This is a genomic window from Nocardia sp. NPDC058519 (assembly GCF_042719755.1).
Classification (GTDB): Bacteria; Actinomycetota; Actinomycetes; order Mycobacteriales; family Mycobacteriaceae; genus Nocardia.
Window position 1 is genome coordinate 1 of the sequence record NZ_JBHXNK010000056.1, and the last position, 16,399, is coordinate 16,399.

General features: G+C 66.6%; 17 protein-coding genes. 8 read left to right on the top strand and 9 right to left on the bottom strand.

All coding sequences use genetic code 11. From position 1 onward, the window contains the following. From ACFWPK_RS33855 to ACFWPK_RS33880, 6 genes are all read right to left on the bottom strand, one after another. The coding region (locus tag ACFWPK_RS33855) for an ABC transporter ATP-binding protein (RefSeq protein ID WP_378922842.1) at nucleotides 1-854 on the bottom strand (854 nt) is incomplete at its 3' end. Further along, nucleotides 851-1,591 carry an energy-coupling factor transporter transmembrane component T gene (locus ACFWPK_RS33860; protein WP_378922844.1) on the bottom strand — a complete coding sequence of 247 codons (741 nt, stop codon included), beginning with the start codon at nucleotides 1,589-1,591 and terminating at the stop codon, nucleotides 851-853. The genes ACFWPK_RS33860 and ACFWPK_RS33855, both read right to left, overlap by 4 nt. Nucleotides 1,592-1,618: 27 nt before the next feature. Further along, nucleotides 1,619-2,239: an MptD family putative ECF transporter S component gene (locus ACFWPK_RS33865; protein WP_378922845.1), complete on the bottom strand. Its 621-nt coding sequence runs from the start codon at nucleotides 2,237-2,239 to the stop codon at nucleotides 1,619-1,621. Beyond that, complete coding sequence (locus ACFWPK_RS33870; protein ID WP_378922846.1) at nucleotides 2,236-4,011, bottom strand: ABC transporter ATP-binding protein; 1,776 nt, start codon at nucleotides 4,009-4,011, stop codon at nucleotides 2,236-2,238. Before ACFWPK_RS33870 ends, ACFWPK_RS33865 begins: the two co-directional genes overlap by 4 nt. After that, on the bottom strand, nucleotides 4,008-5,768 hold the full coding sequence (locus ACFWPK_RS33875; protein ID WP_378922847.1) for an ABC transporter ATP-binding protein: 1,761 nt from the start codon (nucleotides 5,766-5,768) through the stop codon (nucleotides 4,008-4,010). Before ACFWPK_RS33875 ends, ACFWPK_RS33870 begins: the two co-directional genes overlap by 4 nt. 115 nt (nucleotides 5,769-5,883) lie before the next feature. After that, the gene (locus ACFWPK_RS33880) at nucleotides 5,884-6,570 is read right to left on the bottom strand and encodes a TetR/AcrR family transcriptional regulator (RefSeq protein WP_378922848.1); all 687 of its coding nucleotides are present in this window, start codon (nucleotides 6,568-6,570) and stop codon (nucleotides 5,884-5,886) included. Between the two features lie 76 nt (nucleotides 6,571-6,646). Between ACFWPK_RS33880 and ACFWPK_RS33885 the strand changes: the two genes are divergently transcribed. Next, on the top strand, nucleotides 6,647-8,092 hold the full coding sequence (locus ACFWPK_RS33885; RefSeq protein WP_378922850.1) for an MFS transporter: 1,446 nt from the start codon (nucleotides 6,647-6,649) through the stop codon (nucleotides 8,090-8,092). Between the two features lie 43 nt (nucleotides 8,093-8,135). On the opposite strand, the gene ACFWPK_RS33890 is transcribed toward ACFWPK_RS33885, so the two are convergent. After that, complete coding sequence (locus tag ACFWPK_RS33890) at nucleotides 8,136-8,435, bottom strand: hypothetical protein (RefSeq protein ID WP_378922852.1); 300 nt, start codon at nucleotides 8,433-8,435, stop codon at nucleotides 8,136-8,138. A 343-nt stretch (nucleotides 8,436-8,778) separates the two neighbouring features. Here ACFWPK_RS33890 and ACFWPK_RS33895 point away from each other — a divergent pair, with 343 nt between their 5' ends. The 5 genes from ACFWPK_RS33895 (at nucleotide 8,779) to ACFWPK_RS33915 (ending at nucleotide 13,299) form a co-directional block, all read left to right on the top strand. Beyond that, the gene (locus ACFWPK_RS33895) at nucleotides 8,779-9,810 is read left to right on the top strand and encodes a FecCD family ABC transporter permease (protein ID WP_378922868.1); all 1,032 of its coding nucleotides are present in this window, start codon (nucleotides 8,779-8,781) and stop codon (nucleotides 9,808-9,810) included. Beyond that, the gene (locus ACFWPK_RS33900; RefSeq protein WP_378922853.1) at nucleotides 9,810-10,658 is read left to right on the top strand and encodes an ABC transporter ATP-binding protein; all 849 of its coding nucleotides are present in this window, start codon (nucleotides 9,810-9,812) and stop codon (nucleotides 10,656-10,658) included. The genes ACFWPK_RS33895 and ACFWPK_RS33900 overlap by 1 nt, the downstream gene beginning before the upstream one ends. Then, a complete protein-coding gene (locus ACFWPK_RS33905; RefSeq protein WP_378922855.1) occupies nucleotides 10,655-11,659 on the top strand; it encodes an ABC transporter substrate-binding protein in 1,005 nt (334 codons plus the stop codon). The genes ACFWPK_RS33900 and ACFWPK_RS33905 overlap by 4 nt, the downstream gene beginning before the upstream one ends. 37 nt (nucleotides 11,660-11,696) lie before the next feature. Next, a complete protein-coding gene (locus ACFWPK_RS33910) occupies nucleotides 11,697-12,908 on the top strand; it encodes an MFS transporter (protein ID WP_378922856.1) in 1,212 nt (403 codons plus the stop codon). A 109-nt stretch (nucleotides 12,909-13,017) separates the two neighbouring features. Then, complete coding sequence (locus tag ACFWPK_RS33915; RefSeq protein WP_378922858.1) at nucleotides 13,018-13,299, top strand: hypothetical protein; 282 nt, start codon at nucleotides 13,018-13,020, stop codon at nucleotides 13,297-13,299. Here the strand turns inward: ACFWPK_RS33915 and ACFWPK_RS33920 are convergent, their stop codons facing one another. Next, a complete protein-coding gene (locus tag ACFWPK_RS33920) occupies nucleotides 13,300-13,731 on the bottom strand; it encodes a Fur family transcriptional regulator (protein WP_378922860.1) in 432 nt (143 codons plus the stop codon). It abuts the gene before it with no gap. Nucleotides 13,732-13,950: 219 nt separating this feature from the next. Next, complete coding sequence (locus ACFWPK_RS33925; RefSeq protein WP_378922862.1) at nucleotides 13,951-14,619, bottom strand: TetR/AcrR family transcriptional regulator; 669 nt, start codon at nucleotides 14,617-14,619, stop codon at nucleotides 13,951-13,953. Between the two features lie 95 nt (nucleotides 14,620-14,714). Here ACFWPK_RS33925 and ACFWPK_RS33930 point away from each other — a divergent pair, with 95 nt between their 5' ends. Both ACFWPK_RS33930 and ACFWPK_RS33935 read left to right on the top strand, forming a co-directional pair. After that, nucleotides 14,715-15,188 carry a hypothetical protein gene (locus ACFWPK_RS33930; protein ID WP_378922864.1) on the top strand — a complete coding sequence of 158 codons (474 nt, stop codon included), beginning with the start codon at nucleotides 14,715-14,717 and terminating at the stop codon, nucleotides 15,186-15,188. Nucleotides 15,189-15,395: 207 nt separating this feature from the next. Continuing rightward, nucleotides 15,396-16,262: a class I SAM-dependent methyltransferase gene (locus ACFWPK_RS33935; protein ID WP_378922866.1), complete on the top strand. Its 867-nt coding sequence runs from the start codon at nucleotides 15,396-15,398 to the stop codon at nucleotides 16,260-16,262. Nucleotides 16,263-16,399 lie beyond the last annotated feature (137 nt).

A 16,399-nucleotide genomic window follows, 5' to 3' on the forward strand; every position in this document is an offset into this window, starting at 1 on the left:
CCGAGCGAACACCGCAGATCGTGCAGGGTCAGTCCCGGCGCGTCCCGTGGCGCCGGGGCGTCGGCGGAAGCGGCGATACTCGGCCCCTGCGCGCGGACGGTCGGCGAGGTTCCCGGCACCGTCGCCACCCGCAGACCTTCGGACGCGAGCATCTCGCCGGGCAGCCCGTAGAACTGTGTCCCGCTCCACTGTCCGGCGACCCGGCCGTCGGCGACGAGAACGACCCGGTCCGCGATATCCCGCAGGTAGTCGAGCCGATGTTCGGCGATGACGATCGTAGTACCGGTGGCGCGCAGGCGCCGCACGGTTGCGGTGAACCGCTCGATGGCCTCGGTCGACAGGTTCGACGTCGGTTCGTCGAGCAGGACGAACCGCGGTTGGTGGCTGATGGCCGCGCCGGACGCGACCTGTTGTTGCTGTCCGCCCGACAGCTGGTTCAGTCGTCGCCCGAGCACTGGCGTGAGCTCGTGTTCGTCGATGACCGTGGCGACTCGTTCGCGGATCTGCGCCGGGGCAGTCCCGAAGTTCTCCAGCGCGAAGGCGAGTTCGGTTTCGGCGGTGTCGGTGAAGAACTGGCGGCGTGGATGCTGCAGCACCGTGCCGGTGAAACGGCCGATCCGGTCCAGCGCGAGTTCTGCCAATACCTGACCGTCGACCTGAACACTGCCTTCCAGGGTTCCCTGGTGGAAATGCGGGACCAGGCCGTTCATCAGGCGCAGCGCGGTACTTTTGCCCGACCCGCTCGCTCCGCACAGCACGACCGTCTCGCCCGGCGCGATACGCAGATCGAATCCGTCCAGCGTCGGCGCATCACTTCCGGCATAGGTCCACCGCACGTTGTCGATGTCGATCACCGATGTCCTCCCCACAGCAGTGTGGCCGCGATCAGCGCGGCAGCCGTTATCGCCGCCATCGCGTCGGCGGTGGTGAAACGCGGCGGGTGCATGCTCGTCGGTGGGGTTCGCGAACCGAGCCCCCGCAGGAGCGCGGCGGCCGTGAGGTCGTCGGCCACGCGCAGACTTGACGCGATCAGCGGCACGGTGAAGTACTCGATGCTCAGGATCGGATGCCGGATCAGATCGCTCGCATCGCCCAGTCCGCGTAAACGCATGGCGTCACGCACCGCGCGGGCCTCGGCGACGATCGTCGGCACGAAGCGGAGCATCACCGCCGCGCTGACGGTGATCGCCCGCGGTACCCGCGCGGCACGCAGCGCGGCGGTGAACTCGGAGGGGCCCGTGGTGCGGATCAGGTGCGCGGCGACGGCGCCGACCGCGAGCATCCGCAACAGGTAGACCGCGAGGGTGCCCAGGATTCCGACGGCGGGGTGGCGCACGATCGCAGGCAACACATACGCCAACGCGGCGAGCGCGCCCGCCGCGACAGGCACAGCGATCACGCGCCGCCAGGCGGCCTCGCTCACCGCAAGCAGGACACCGATGCAGAGGAAGGCGAGCAGGAAACGCGCGCCGCCCGGCGCCATCACAACCACGCCGGCGGCCAGCACGAGCAGTAGCTTGGTGCGCGGATCCATGTGCGCTCGGTGACGGTCGCGCCGAAGCAGTCCGTCATCCTGGATTGTCGCGGTCATCGGGTCACCGACCGCGGGCGTGGACGCTCATGCCAATCCGGCCTTCTCGAAGTGCTTGCGCAGCAACCGCACTCCGAGTAGACCCCCGAGCAGGCCGAAGATCACGGTGGACACGGTGAAGCCGATCAGCACGGCAGGCGAGAGCAAGCGGTCCATCTGCTCGAGGTAGTCCGCGCCCATCTGCTGCATGGACTCGCTCGAGAAGTACCCTTCGCGGTCGTAGAAGATCGGCAGCATCGGACCGACGTACCACATCGAGTAGACGGCGTAGGCGACAACGCCGGCCCTCCGGGACCGGTAGCGGCCGAACCACAGGACGATCTCGGCTACCAGCGCGCACAGCACCGTGATCACGAATCCGATGGCCGGGTGCCCGGTGAGGGTCAGCAGCCCAGCGGTGACGATCGCGAACACGGTGACCATGCCCGCGTGCTGCACCCGCGTGAGGAACAGCATGAAGGGAACCCCGGCGGCGACGATGCTCGCGGCGAGGGCGATCAGCATGACCGCCGGATTGAGGAAACCGAGCATGTTGATCGCGAAGACGGTGACGATGTAGAGCGCGCCGAAGATTCCGATGTTGATCAGGTCGCGTGGGCTCATCCGCAACTCGATGCCGGGGCGCTGGTCGGTGTGCTGGGTACTCATGATTGTCCTGTCAGTGCGGAAGATCTGTCGGTGCGCAATTGCCAGCCCTTGGCGCGCAGTCGTTCGTTCCAGAATCGTGCGTAGACCCCCCCCTGCGAGAGCAGGCTCTGGTGCGTTCCGCGCTCGACGATGCGGCCCTGGTCCAGCACCAGGATCTGGTCGGCGGCCAGCACGGTCGAGAGCCGGTGCGCGACCACCACTACCGTCCGGTCGGCGGCCAGTTCGGCGATCGCATCGGCGACCGCGGCCTCGTTGACGGCGTCGAGCGCGGCGGTCGCCTCGTCGAGCAGCACGATCGGGGCGTCCTTGAGCAGCGCACGCGCGATGGAGACCCGCTGCTTCTCGCCGCCGGACAGTGTCGAACCGGCCTCGCCGACGCGGGTGTGCCAGCCATCGGGCATGCGCTCGATCACCTCGTCGAGCCGGGCGATCCTGGCTACTCGGGCCAGTTCGTCGTCGGTGGCGTCAGGGTCGGCCATCCGGAGGTTGTCGGCGATGGTGCCTTCGAACAGGTACACATCCTGGAAGACCTGCGCGGTCAGCTCGCTGACTCGACCGCTGCCGAGTTCTCGGACATCGACCCCGCCTATGCGCACCGACCCCTCCTCGACATCGAAGAAGCGGGCGATGAGCCGCAGCAGCGTGCTCTTTCCCGCGCCGGACGGGCCGACGACCGCGGTGAGCGAGCCCTGCTTCAGCCGCGCATCGACCTCGGCGATCACCGTGTCACCGCCGCGGTAGGCGAAGCCGACTCCGCGCAGCTCCACCTCGGCGCCGGACGGTTCGGCGGGCGTCGCTGGTTCGGGCAGCGGCGCCACCGCCAGCAGTTCGCGCACGCGCCGGATCGCGTCCGCGTTGACCTGTACATGGCCGGCGAGTTCGCCGAGCTGGGAGATCGGATCGAGCATCCGCAGGGTGATGATCAGCAGGCCGATCATCGCGGGTACCGACAGGCTGCCGTCGAGCGCGAAGGCCACGCACAACGCGATGACCGCGGTGACGACCAGTTGCACCGAGCCGAAGAAGGCGACCAGCCCCCACGCTCCGCGAATGGTGAGCCGCGACTGCGACAGCTGCTGGCGATTGAGCGATTCCTCGAGCGTTCCCAGTTCGGGCCGGGTCAGCACGCCGTAGGCGCGCAGCGTCGGCTGCTGACGCGCGAACTCGACGATCCGGGAGCCGCTCACGCCGATGTCGTGCTCGTACTGGTCGTCGTTGCGATGCACGATCACCATCAGCAGCCGCAGTGTCAGCGCGCACAGCAGCGCGCCGACGGTGAACGCCGAGCCGATCCGCCAGTCGAGGACATAGCTGCCCGCGATCATGGTGATCGGCGCGACGACCCCCACCACCACATGCCGGAGCAGGTGGGCCGGGACATTGGCGACGTCCATGGTCGACTTGCTGAGCAGCCGCCCCACCGGCCCGGTGCGTTCGCTGTTGAACCAGCCGATGGGCAGGCGCGCCAGATGGTTGCCGATGCGCGTGTGGAAGCTGGTGAGAATCTCGGTGCCGACCACATATCCCAGCGAGGTGCTCCAGGCGAACAGCGCGTGGTGCACGGCCACGACCACCACGATCGCCGCGATCCAGCCGCCGACCGTGGTGGCCTCGACCGGGTCGGCGAGCAGGGCGGCGATCAGCGGCGCCACGAGCAGGAACCCGAGTCCTTGCAGGACGCCCTGGGAGCCCTGTAACCACAGCATCGTGCGCAGGTGCGTGCGGCCTGGCCCGTCCAGCAACTGCGCCAGGTATCGAATCATCGCGATCATCGGGCGACCCTCATCTCTGCCGCGACCGCCGACTGAGCTCGGTGATCGTGTTCCCACAGCCGTGCGTACACCCCGGCTGTGGCCACCAATTCGTCGTGCGTGCCCTGCTCGACAATGCGTCCGCCGTCGAGGACGACGATGTTGTCGGCATCGCGGATGGTGCTGATCCGGTGGGCGATCACCAAGACGGTCCGGCCGGCGGCGACCTCGCTGAGCGCGTCCTGGATGCGTGCCTCGTTCTCCGGGTCCGCGCTGGCGGTGGCCTCGTCGAGCACTAGTACCGAGCGGTCGGCGAGAATGGCCCTGGCGATGCAGATCCGCTGCTGTTCGCCGCCGGAGAGCTCGGCGTCAACGGCGATCTCCGAATCCAGTCCGCGGGGCAGCTGGGTGATCCGTTCGTAGATCTGGGCTTTACGGGCTGCCGCGATGACGGCGGTGTCGTCGGCGTCGGGGCGTCCGAGACGGATGTTGTCGCGAATGCTCATGCGCAGCAGGGCCGAATCCTGCAGTACGAAGGCCACGTGCCGGTACAGCTCGGCCGGGTCGGCCTCGCGCAGGTCTACGCCGTACAGCTCGACCGAGCCCGCGTCGGGGTCGTCGAAGCGCGGCAGCAGCTTGGCCAACGTGGACTTGCCCGAGCCGGACGGGCCGACCAGAGCGGTGATCGTGCCGCGACGCAGTTCGAGATCGATGCCGTCGAGCGCGACGGTATCGCCGTAGGTATAGCGCACCTCGCGCAGCCGGACGACCGGACCGTCGAAGCCGGGGTCGAGCGGGCGCGGTTCATCGGCGATCGGCAGTTCCGGCGTGTCAAGCAGCTCCTGAATGCTGCGGGCTACTTGCAGGGCGGTGACCAGCGGATGCACGGCCATCATGACAGTCATGAGCCCGGCGGTGATCACGGTGCCGAAGACCAGGAAGGCAACGAAGCTCACCACCGTCAGCTGCCCAGCCGCGGTCAGGATGGCGCCCGCGGTCGCGATGACCACCAGCACGCTCGGCGGGGAGATCATGACCTCGGCGATCACACCGGCGACGCTGGTCGATTTCGCCCAGTCGAGGAAGAAATGCGCGAAATTGCGGGACACGTCCTGGAATCGACGGCTGGCGATGCCGGGAGTGCCGAACGCCTTCACCACGCCGATCCCGTTGACGAACTCCACGGCGGCGCCGCTGAGCCGTTCGAGCCACCGCAGGAACTCCGGATACTTGGTGCCTGCTCCCGCCATCGCGCGCTGATAGACGACCAATCCGACGACCAGGGGAACCAGGGCGATCAACGCCATGCGCCAGTCGATGAAGAACAGATAGACGATCGCCACCACCGGCGGCACCGCGGCCGCGGTCAGCTCGACCACCGAGTGCGCGATGAGCTGATGCAGGGCGGCGACATCGTCTTCGACGGTCTTCTTGACCAGGCCGGAGTTGCGATCGGAGAACCAGGTCAGCGGAACCCGATTGAGTTTGCGCAGCAGCTCACGGCGCAGGGCGAACGACACCCGGATGTCGGCCAGATGAGTGAGCACTCCGGCCCCGAATGTGCCGAGCTGCCGGATCTCCAAGGCCACCAACGCCACCACGATGATGGGCCACACGTCGGTGCGCCCGTCCAGCAGGCGGCGACTGATCTCGACGACCGCGATCAGCGGAGCCATTCCCGCCAGCGCGCTGAGCGCGGTGAGAATCGCGCATCCGATCAACGTCGCCTTGCCGGCGGCGAGAACCGAAGGTGCCGCCGCAGCGGAGCGATCTGACATACCCGAATCCTCGATCATCGTGAATCACCAAGTTGAATATGAAAACTATTACCATTAGCAACCATAGCCCGTCGCACGCCTGCGCGGGGGACGTCGCTGTCGACCCAGGGCGGGATCATTCAGCTCCCCGGAACTCGGCACCTGCGACGAGGAGCCCGTCGATGAGGGCAGCGACCGCCGCTGCCGAGTCGTAGTCGACCCGGATCGCGTCCCACTTCGGCATCATCCGCACCACGACGGGGTATTCGGCCAGCTCATCGGACACGTCATCGGTCCATCGCGGCCGTGGATCACCATTCTTCTCGGCCGCGACGCGCTCGGCCTCTGCCCGACGCATCATCAGTTCGCCGACCACGAACCGCCACGCAACGCCGTACATGTAGCCCGCGTACTCGTCGCTCATGCCCGATTCGACCGCGGCGCCGACGAATTCGTCGAGGATCCACATCGCGGCCCGCCCGAACGACTCGCCGGCGACGAGCACGTCGATCACCCACGGCATGTCATGAAGTGTCTCGATCAGGTAGTCGACGATCGCCACGATGCGCTCGCGCGGCGCCTCGGGCAACTCTGGGCGGCGTAATTCCTCGGCGCGCACGCTCAGCACCGCGGTGAACAGCGCGGCTTTCGTCGGAAAGTGATGGTAGATCGCGGCGGTGCTGATGCCGAGTTCGTCAGCGAGCCCGCGCATGCTGAACCCCGCATGCCCGGCGGTGCGGAGAATACGTTCAGCGGTGGCGATCACCACGTCGCGGCTCATCCGGACGGGTCGACCACGGCCGCGGCGCGCAATGGCTGACATGAAGCCCTCTCTGGACACGTGAATTAGGGTGTGCTTACCTTAATTAAAACACGCGTTCTTAAATTAGGAGGCCGGCGTGCCGGACCTGTCCCGATCTCACCGCGGAGCGACACTCGCCGTCGTTTTCCTGCTGATGTTCCTTGTCTCACTCGACCTGTCGATCGTCAACGTCGCCTTGCCGGACATCGACGCGGCTTTCGATTTCGGCCCCGCCGAGCTGAGTTGGGTGCTCAATGCCTTCACGCTCCCCTTCGCCGGGCTCATGCTGCTGGGCGGACGACTCGCCGACATCACCGGTCGGCGCACCTTGCTGCTGAGCGCACTGACGCTGTTCGCGCTGTCGAGCGCGTGGGGCGGCGCCGCACAGCAGGGGTGGGAGCTGCTGGCCGGGCGGGCTGGGCAGGGCGTCGCCGCCGCCGTGCTTGCACCGATGTCGCTGACCCTGGCGACCTCCGAATTCCCCGAAGGCCGAGCACGATCGAAGGCGATGGCGGTCTGGGGCGGCGCCGGGGCGGCCGGCGGCGCTGTCGGCGTGGTACTCAGCGGACTGCTCACCGATCATCTCGGCTGGCGCTGGGTGATGTGGGTCAACGTGGTGTTCATCGTCGCGGCCGTGGTGGCCGTGCTCCGCGGAGTGCGTGACCTGGCACCGACCCGGCCGCACCGGATCGACGCACTCGGTGCCGCATTGGTGACATTCGGCGTCAGCGCGCTGGTATTGGGAGTGATCGCGACCGAGCGGCACGACTGGGGGTCGGCGGCGGTGCTGGGATGGTTCATCGGCGGTGCGGTGGCGTTGGGGTTGTTCGTGGGGGTCGAGGCGCGAGTAGCCGACCCGCTCGTACCTCTGGGCATGCTGCGCAGCCGGTCACTGGTCGGCGCGACAGTCTTCGGCTTCCTGCTCGTCAGCGCACAGATCGCGAGCTTCTTCTTCGTCGCGCAGTTTCTTCAGCGGGTACTCGGCTACAGCGCGACAGCAACCGGCCTGGCGTTTCTCCCGTTTTGCGCGGGCGTGGTCGTCGGCCTGCGGATCGCCATGGCGCTCGTCGGGCGAGTGGGTTCGGCGATGGTTCTGCTGATCGGGGGCCTCGGCGGCGCGATCGGCCTGCTGTGGTTCAGCTGGGCCGACCCTTCGACCACTTTCCTCGGCGGCATTCTCGGTCCCTCGCTCCTGGGCAGCATCGGCATCGGCGCCGCGATGGTCGCCATGGGCACCGCCGCGGTCAGCGGGGTGACAACCGACCGCTCAGGTCTGGCGTCGGGGATTCTCAACTGCGCTCGCCAACTCGGCGGCTGCCTCGGCCTGGCCGCGCTGGTCGCCGTCGCCACCCACACCATCGGTGACCGGACCGATCCCGCTGCCCTCGCGAACGGCTACACCACCGCGCTGCAGTGGGGCGCGGTGGTGCTGTTCGCGGGTACAGTTCTCACCTTTCTCATTCTGCCCCCGCATCGGCCGACTCGGACTACTGCCGAGCTGGAATCACAGGTCGACCGAGCAGGTGCTGAGCCCACTCGATAGCAGTCGTTCCCGACAACCCGCCGCGCGCACCGCGTCGTGTTGCTCAGTGCTCGTCGTAGTGTCCATCATGGTCGGCGTGACGGCAGCCGTCGTGCACGTAGTCGACGTGGTCACCATGCGGAACGGCAACATGCCCACAGTCCTGCCCATGCTTGTGGTCGTGCTCGCTGTGGACGTGGTGGCCTGACGACTCACACTCGTCGAAGTGCCCATCGTGGGCACGGTGCAGGTGTCCGTCGTGCACGAAGTCGACGTGGTCACCATGCGGGACCGCGACATGACCACAGCCCTCACCGTGGACATGGGCGTGGCCGACGTGCTCCTGGTGCGTAGCAGAAGTCATGTTCTCTCCTTCGCATCGCGCACCCGCCACGGCGAGCACGTTACATTTCCAGATGCGAATATATTACCGCATTGAGGTTGCCACATGTTAGCTCGGCACAGTCCCGATTGCCTGTCGACGGTGCCGCCGTGGCGGCCTGGACGGCGATCTCGCGATCTCGCGATCGCCCGATCACGCCTCGAGTGAACACCCGCGACACACCGTGGCAATCCGAACGATATGGTAATGATGTTCATTATCATTATTGTTCGCGTCAGAAGGTCGGTCAGTGTCCTCGCAGTCCGTGATTCATCCGGCACCGTCGCAGCTCGACGACGGGTCGGCTGAGCTCCGACGTCCGCCAATTCGCGCGGCGGCGCTGCCGCTGGTGGCGTTGGTGGTACTGCTGACCTTGTCGGTATTGGTCGCGATCGGTCTCGGCCCGGCCTCGGTCGCGCCGTCCGACACCGCGCGATATCTGTGGGCCGCGATCACCGGCGGGAACATCCCCGTGGAAGAAGCCTCGCGCTACCAGATCATCTGGCAGATCCGAACACCGCGGGTGCTGCTGGCGGCGGTCGTCGGCGCGGGGTTGAGCGCTGTCGGCGTGGCGATTCAGGCGCTCGTTCGCAATCCCCTCGCCGACCCCTACATCCTCGGGGTGTCGTCCGGGGGCGCGGTCGGCGCGGTGGCCGTGTCGTTGTTCGGAGCGCTCGCGGGTCTGGGAATCTACGCGGTCTCGGTCGGCGCGTTCCTCGGGGCCCTGGGCGCCACCGCGCTTGTCTACGCGGTCGCCCACGGCAAGACCGGGGTGACGCCGTTGCGACTGGTATTGACCGGTGTCGCCCTGGCTTTCGGATTTCAAGCCGTCATGAGCGTGATGATCTATCTCGCACCGACCAGCGAGGCGACCAGCACCGTGCTGTTCTGGACCATGGGTTCGTTCGGCGCGGCGACCTGGGGAGCGTTGCCGGTGGCGGCGGTGCTGGTGACCGCCGGAATCATCGTCTCGCGGCGGTACGGACGCGCCCTGGATGTGTTGTCCCTCGGTGACGAAACCGCTGCCAGTCTCGGCGTGCCCGCCGCGCGCGTGCGACGGGCACTGTTCGTGACGACAGCGGTGATGACGGGTGCGATGGTCGCGGTGAGCGGCACCGTCGGTTTCGTCGGACTGGTGATCCCGCACATCACGCGGATGGCCGTCGGAGCGACCCACGCGCGCCTGTTGCTGATCGCGCCGTTCCTCGGCGCGATCCTGATGGTGTGGGTGGATCTGCTGGCCAGGACCATGGTCGCGCCGCGTGAACTGCCACTCGGCGTACTGACAGCCTTGCTCGGCGTACCAGTGTTCATCATGCTGATGCGCCGGCGCGGCTATGTCTTCGGTGGCGTCTGATGGGCGCGCACGACGACAAGGCCGCAAACCTGTCGGTGTCGAATCTGTCGGTCGTGATCGACGGGCGCCGCATCGTCGCCGACCTCGACCTCGACGTGGACGCTGGTGGGATCGTCGGTCTCATCGGACCGAACGGCTCCGGCAAGTCCACGGTTCTGCGCTGCGTGTACCGAGCCCTCGCACCCTCGGCCGGAGTCATCCGTGTAGGCGGCGACGATCTGTCCGACCTCTCGTTGCGCGCCTGCGCGCAACGCGTCTCCGCGCTGACCCAACAAGCCGGAACGGATTTCGACTTCACTGTCGCCGAGCTCGTCGCGCTGGGGCGCGCCCCGCACAAGCGCGGCAACGAACCGCTCACCGCTCGCGAACGGCAGCTGTGCCGGGATGCGATGGCCCGGCTCGACATCGGCCATCTCGCCGACCGGGGCGTGCTCGCCCTCTCCGGCGGTGAGCGCCAACGCGTGCTCATCGCCCGCGCGCTCGTGCAGGAGCCGAGGCTACTGATTCTCGACGAGCCGACCAACCATCTCGATATCCGCCATCAGATCGAACTGCTCGGATTCCTGCGAACCCTCGGGTTGACCGTGCTCATCGTCTTGCACGACCTGAACCTCGCGGCAGCCGTCTGCGACCGGATCGCGGTCCTCACCGAGGGGCGACTTCACAGCGTCGGAAGCCCCGCCGAAGTTCTGACCACCGAACTCATCGCCGCGGTGTTCGGGATCGAGGTATCCGTCATCGACCACCCACTCTCCGGCGCGCCTCAGATCCTCCACATGCTGGCGACCTCGCCCACATCCTCCGTGCACAGCGCGACACCCGCAGGACCGAAAGGAACACCCGCATGAGTTCTCCGATTCACCGGCGAGGCAAGGGATTCACCGCCATCGCGGCGAGCACAGTGCTCGCGCTGACCGGCTGCGGCGCGCACATCGACACCGCCGGATCGGCAACCACCACAACGGTCAACCGATGCGGTGAGCCGGTCGAGTACACCGTGCCTCAGCGGGCCGTCGTGTACGAAGGCGGAAGTGCCGACAAACTGTTCGCACTCGGCCTGGCCGACCGCGTGCACGGGTATGTCTTGCCGCCCGCGAATCCTCCGGTCAGCGAGTCACCGTGGGCAGCGGACTACGAACGGGTCGAATTCCTCAGCGATGACCTGCTCAACCGGGAACTCGTCGTGGACGCGCGCGCCGATTTCGTTGTCGCGGGCTGGAATTCCGGCTTCTCCGACACACGAGGGATCACCCCTGAGATTCTCGATACCCTCGGGATCCAGAGTTTCATGCACGCGGAGTCGTGTTTCAACTATCCGGGCCATCCCGAGCGCCACACTCCATTCGAGGGACTGTTCGTCGACCTGGAACGACTCGGCCAGATCTTCGGCGTCTCCGACAGAGCGTCCACCGTGATCGAGCAGTACCGGCAGCGGGTCGACGCCGTCCGCGCACAGGCTCCGACCGGCACACCGACCAAGGTCTTTCTCTACGATTCGGGAACAGACAAACCGTTCACGGCCGCGCGACAGGTGCCACCGAACGACATCATTCGATTCGCGGGCGGGGTCAATATCTTCGGCGAGGTCGACGCCCGGTGGTCCGGGGTCAGTTGGGAAGCCGTTGTGGCCGCCGCGCCCGAGGTGATCATCATCCTGAGCTACCGGGACGCGCCCGCTCAGTCCAAGATCGACTTCCTGAAGTCACATCCGGCCACCGCCGCGCTTCCGGCCGTGGTGAACAACAAGTTCTTCGTCCTCGATTACAACGAGGCGATCTCGAGCCCGCGCAACATCGACGGCCTCGAGAAGTTCGCGGCGTACCTACGCGAATTCCGTTCGGGTCGATGATCTTTCCGGTAGACGTCCGGCCGATGGGTACGAGCGAATGACGGTTCCACAGTCGTCCACCGGCAACCAGCCGCTGCCCGACCGGCGAATCTTCGGCGCACAGTGGCCGTTGATGCTCGCCGCGGCGATCGGACTGATTCCGTTCACGGTCTATTCGACCTATCTGGTGCCGATCTCGGAGACCGTGGGCGCCAGTGACGCGGCCGTCGGATTCCTGCGCGGCCTCGGCGGAATCACCGCACTGCTGGTCGGTGTCGCCGTGGCACCACTGCTGGCACGGTGGCCGAAACGACGCGTCAGCGCCCTGGCGCTGCTCGTCCTCGCCGCGTCCGCCCTCATCGCCACGACAGGTGCGTTCGCCGCGCTGATCGTGTTCTGCGCCGGGGTCGGACTCGCCACCGCTGTGCTCACCCCGGCGCTGCTCACCCAAGCCACTGAGTTCTACACCGATCCCGCGAACTCCGGCAGGGCGGCCACCTTGGTGACCGCCACCCAGTCACTGGCGGCGGTAGGCGCGGGCCCGGTGATCGGCGTACTCGGGCTTTGGCACGGGTGGCAGGGCACCCTGTGGATCACCGCCGCGCTCGCAGTGTTGCTCGCGGCCGGATTCCTGCGCGCCGCTCCCCCACGACCGTCGCCGCCGACGGAGCCCATCGGGTATCTGCAAGCGTTCAAGCGTTTGCGGGCGAGACCGGATCTGCTGGCATTGATCGCGATCGCAGCCTTGCGGACGACATCGTTCATGGGATACCTGGCCTTCCTCGCCGCCTTCTATCACGACCGATTCGACCTGAGCGCCCGAGATTTCACCCTCGTCTGGACACTGAGCGGCAGCGCTTTCTTCGTCGGCAACTACCTCGCTGGGAAATGGTGCCGCACCGGCGCTGCCCTCGGTCGGCATACGCGCACAGTCCTCACCGCGGGACTGCTCACCGCGCTCGTCGCCGTGCTGGCCGTATTCCATGCCACCACCCTGCCCGGTGCCGCGGTGAGCACAGCGCTGCTCGGTCTTTCGCACGCCGTCGTCGCCGCCCAGGTCACGACGCTGCTCGCCTATCACGGCGCCGACCTCACCGCGGTCGCCTTCGCCATCAACACCGCGGGAATGAGCCTCGGAGTATTCACCGGCGCGGTGCTGGGTGGAGCCGGTCTGGCCATCGGCGGGCACAGCGGCATCGCCATCGCGCTCGCCGTTCCGGTGGCTGTCGCAACGCTGCTCGTCCCACGTGCCACACGGCCGGTCGCTTAGCATTCGCCACCCTGTCATCGGCCGAATCCACGATGACGTAGCCCCTGCGTTGGCACGAAACCGCTCACTGGGAACGCAATTCGATTGACATATGAGAGAGGATGAGCCCGTGACAGCCAAGGTCCGCGGCTCGGCCCCGATCAGCGCCCAGTGGACCGTCGAGCCCGCAGCGCCGCGCTCGCCTGAGGCGGCAGCCGTGCTCCGGCTCTACTTGGCCGAGATGATCAGCCGCCACTACGGTCGTCCTACCGATGACGCGGAGATCGACGGGCATCTGGCCGATGGCTACGGCAGCGACGACCTGACCCTGCCGACCGGTCTGCTACTACTCGCACGCCGACGTGGCGAGGCCATCGGCTGCATCGGTTTGCGCCGCCTCGATGCTTCATGATCAACGAGACGGAGCAGTGCAGTCTCGACAACGGCCCTGGACGCTGACGTGGTGTACCAGGTCGGTGAACCCCCGCTCATGCGCGAATCGCTCCATCGTAGCTACGATTTTCGCGGTCGAGATCGGTTGTGCGCGTCCGCATTCCGTACACCACAAGCTGTGACGATCATCCGGGTCCGAAGCGATACGGAATAGGCGCGCACCTCTCTTTCCCGGCAGGGTCACGACCTTTCCCTCGTCGATCAGTTGACCCAGGATCCGATAGACAGTCGCATACCCGATGCCACGGGTTCCCGATGCGGAACTCGCACGATAGATCTCACCAGCACTGAGGCAACGATCGTCGGCACCGAGTACTGCGAGGAGTACGTCGCGGCATCTGGTGGGACCGTAGGACTTCCGCAACCGGGGAGAAGGGTTGGTCTTCGACATCGAACGCGAGATCCTGTCACTGCAAGATGAAACCAGCTGGCCCGCCGAACGGCGTTGGCATGTGCAGCGCCCGTGCCCGAGTCACCCACTGTAATGATTTTCGTTTTCATTACCGCGACAGTCAAGACCTTGCGCCACACTCACGGACGCGGCGATGAGATGTCCCGGTAGTCGTCGCCGAACAACCAAGGGAGATGACGTAATGTCTCGTCAAGGAATCTAGAATCCGTCTGTCGCCGTAGCGGATTCGGCACCGGTACGCCCACTTCGATCCGCATTGCGCAGATACCCGCCCAGCATGATCACCAACTCGCTCTCGAGCTCCGCGGGATCCATCGGCGAGGTCGAAGTCATCAAACGGTGAATCAGCGATTCCACCGCGGCCACGACAATCCGCGCGGCGCGACCGCTATGTGGTACGCAGACCTGGGGATGTTGGGCAAGCAGCTGAGTCACCATCTCGACGACGAAGCCCTCGGTCTCGCGCAATCGCGTCAGGAACTCCGGCGCCCGCGGAGCTTCCTCGAACAGCACCCGATGAAGCCGCGGATTGTCGCGATGATTGTCGATCACCGCGCGAATGAACAGCCGCAGAACATCATCGAGCTCCGCCGGCAAACCACACGACAACCGCTCGTCGAGTAGCCGCGTCCCGGCCTCGACGTGCTCATCCATCAGCGTTCGCAGGATGGCATCCTTGTTCGGAAAGTACTGGTACAGCGATCCGACCGAGACTCCAGCTCGTTGCGCGATCCGATTGGTCGTCCCCGCGGCGTACCCGTGCTCGGCGAAAACCTGAGCAGCCGCGTCGAGTATCCACCGGCGGGTGAGGGCGGCTCTCGATTGTTTCGGCTGCTTACGCGGCCGGAACCGGTCCGTGGGTGCCACTGCGGCTCTCCGTTCGAATGCGAGTAGTCAACAGAGTTGGCCACACGAAGAATCTGAGGAGACCAGTAGAGATCGCCTACAGGAGGCAACGATAGATGCGAACGATCCGTCTGCAGACCGAGCTACCGACCGCAGCCGACCGCGTGTGGTTCGCCATGCAGTCACCGACCACCTTCTTGTATGTGTGCCGCGGCCTATTCGGAATACCGGCGCTTTCAGGCCGTGCCGAACCACTGCGCCTCGGTGAGCGCGGCACAGCCTGGCTGTGGGCATTCCACTGCATCCCCGCTTATCGTCACACCATAGAGGTCACCGAGGTCGATGCCGCCTCCGGCACAATTCGGACCCACGAACACGGCGGCATCGTGACGGAATGGAACCACACACTGCAGGTCGTCCCGATCACCGACCAGACCTGCCGGTACACCGACACCATCGACATCGAGGCCGGTTACGCCACGCCCCTCGTCGCAGCGATCGCAGCGGGAATCTTCCGATACCGCCAACGACGCTGGCACCGACTCGTCCGGTGCCACCTTCTTTCCAGCGGAACCGCCTATTCCAGCTGACGACTTCGCCCGGGAACCACGGGAGTACCGAGGGCCCGTCGGTGGCCGTCCGCTCGGCACGTCGACCATGCCGGACACGCGGTGAATCCGTGTTGAACATCGAAGACTTTCGGCTAATAGTTGGCTAATATGGTCGGCGGCAGGGCGTAGCTCACCATCGACCCCCGGCTCTTAATATGAAAACGATCGTCATTATCATTTGAGCTCATGACTATCACCGAACGTCAGGAGACGCCGATACCGGGGACCGGTACGTCGACCACGAATCCGGCAGCCGCCGAGGCGGTATTCCTGCACGCCACGCTGCGCCTGCTCGCACCGCTGCGGGTATGCGCGGGCGACGTCGTCGTCGATATCGGCCCCGGAGCAGGATCGGCCACGCTGGCGCTGGCAGAAGCGGTCGGTGAACACGGCCGGGTGCTCGCCGTAGATATCGATCCCGCCATGCTGGAGGCCACGATGGCGGCCGCCAGGAACGCAGGCGTAGCCGGCCGGGTGCGCCCGATACTTCACGATCTGGAGAGCGGCCCCCCGCCGGTGGACGAGCCAGTCGACGCCATCTGGTCCTCGGCCTGCGTGCATCACACACGCGACTGGGACGCGGCAGTGCGCGCCCTGGCGTCGCTGTTGCGCCCCGGAGGTTCGCTGTGCATCGCCGAAGGGGGCTTGCCCAGCCGGTCGCTGCCGTGGGACACCGGGGTGGGCAAGCCTGGCCTGGAGACCAGGTTGGACGCGGCACACAATCGCTGGTCCACACAATGGTTCTCCGGACGTACCGGGGTGCAACGCCACACCCGCGACTGGGGTGAAATCCTCAGCGGCGCGGGGCTCGAGGGCGTCACCCGATTGAGCACTCTCATCGACTACCCCGCACCGCTCGACGACCAGGTCCGAACCGTCGTGCTGGACGAGTTGGCCGCGCGCGTGCGTCGAGCTGGTCCGTTTCTCGACGGCAGCGACACCGAAGCGTGGCAGACCTTGCTCGACCCGACCGGCGCGCAGTGGCTCGGACACCGACCCGATCTCGCACTACTCACCGCCCGCACCGCGTTCTACGGACGCAGACCACAGTGACCCGCCAACCGCAATACCGGAACGGGGCGGGGGGGGTGGGGTGGGAACCGGGCGGGGCGCCCGGGGCCCGCGGGGGCGGGGCCCGGGGGCCCGCCGCGGGGGGGGGGGGGGGGCGCGGTGGGGTTTAAAAAAAAACC

Excerpts from the sequence above, each read along its gene's own strand:
- ACFWPK_RS33860 (WP_378922844.1), bottom strand. The coding sequence starts at position 1,591 with ATGACCGCGACAATCCAGGATGACGGACTGCTTCGGCGCGACCGTCAC.
- ACFWPK_RS33865 (WP_378922845.1), bottom strand. The coding sequence starts at position 2,239 with ATGAGTACCCAGCACACCGACCAGCGCCCCGGCATCGAGTTGCGGATG.
- ACFWPK_RS33870 (WP_378922846.1), bottom strand. The coding sequence starts at position 4,011 with ATGATCGCGATGATTCGATACCTGGCGCAGTTGCTGGACGGGCCAGGC.
- ACFWPK_RS33875 (WP_378922847.1), bottom strand. The coding sequence starts at position 5,768 with ATGTCAGATCGCTCCGCTGCGGCGGCACCTTCGGTTCTCGCCGCCGGC.
- ACFWPK_RS33880 (WP_378922848.1), bottom strand. The coding sequence starts at position 6,570 with ATGTCAGCCATTGCGCGCCGCGGCCGTGGTCGACCCGTCCGGATGAGC.
- ACFWPK_RS33890 (WP_378922852.1), bottom strand. The coding sequence starts at position 8,435 with ATGACTTCTGCTACGCACCAGGAGCACGTCGGCCACGCCCATGTCCAC.
- ACFWPK_RS33900 (WP_378922853.1), top strand. The coding sequence starts at position 9,810 with ATGGGCGCGCACGACGACAAGGCCGCAAACCTGTCGGTGTCGAATCTG.
- ACFWPK_RS33905 (WP_378922855.1), top strand. The coding sequence starts at position 10,655 with ATGAGTTCTCCGATTCACCGGCGAGGCAAGGGATTCACCGCCATCGCG.
- ACFWPK_RS33910 (WP_378922856.1), top strand. The coding sequence starts at position 11,697 with ATGACGGTTCCACAGTCGTCCACCGGCAACCAGCCGCTGCCCGACCGG.
- ACFWPK_RS33920 (WP_378922860.1), bottom strand. The coding sequence starts at position 13,731 with ATGTCGAAGACCAACCCTTCTCCCCGGTTGCGGAAGTCCTACGGTCCC.
- ACFWPK_RS33930 (WP_378922864.1), top strand. The coding sequence starts at position 14,715 with ATGCGAACGATCCGTCTGCAGACCGAGCTACCGACCGCAGCCGACCGC.
- ACFWPK_RS33935 (WP_378922866.1), top strand. The coding sequence starts at position 15,396 with ATGACTATCACCGAACGTCAGGAGACGCCGATACCGGGGACCGGTACG.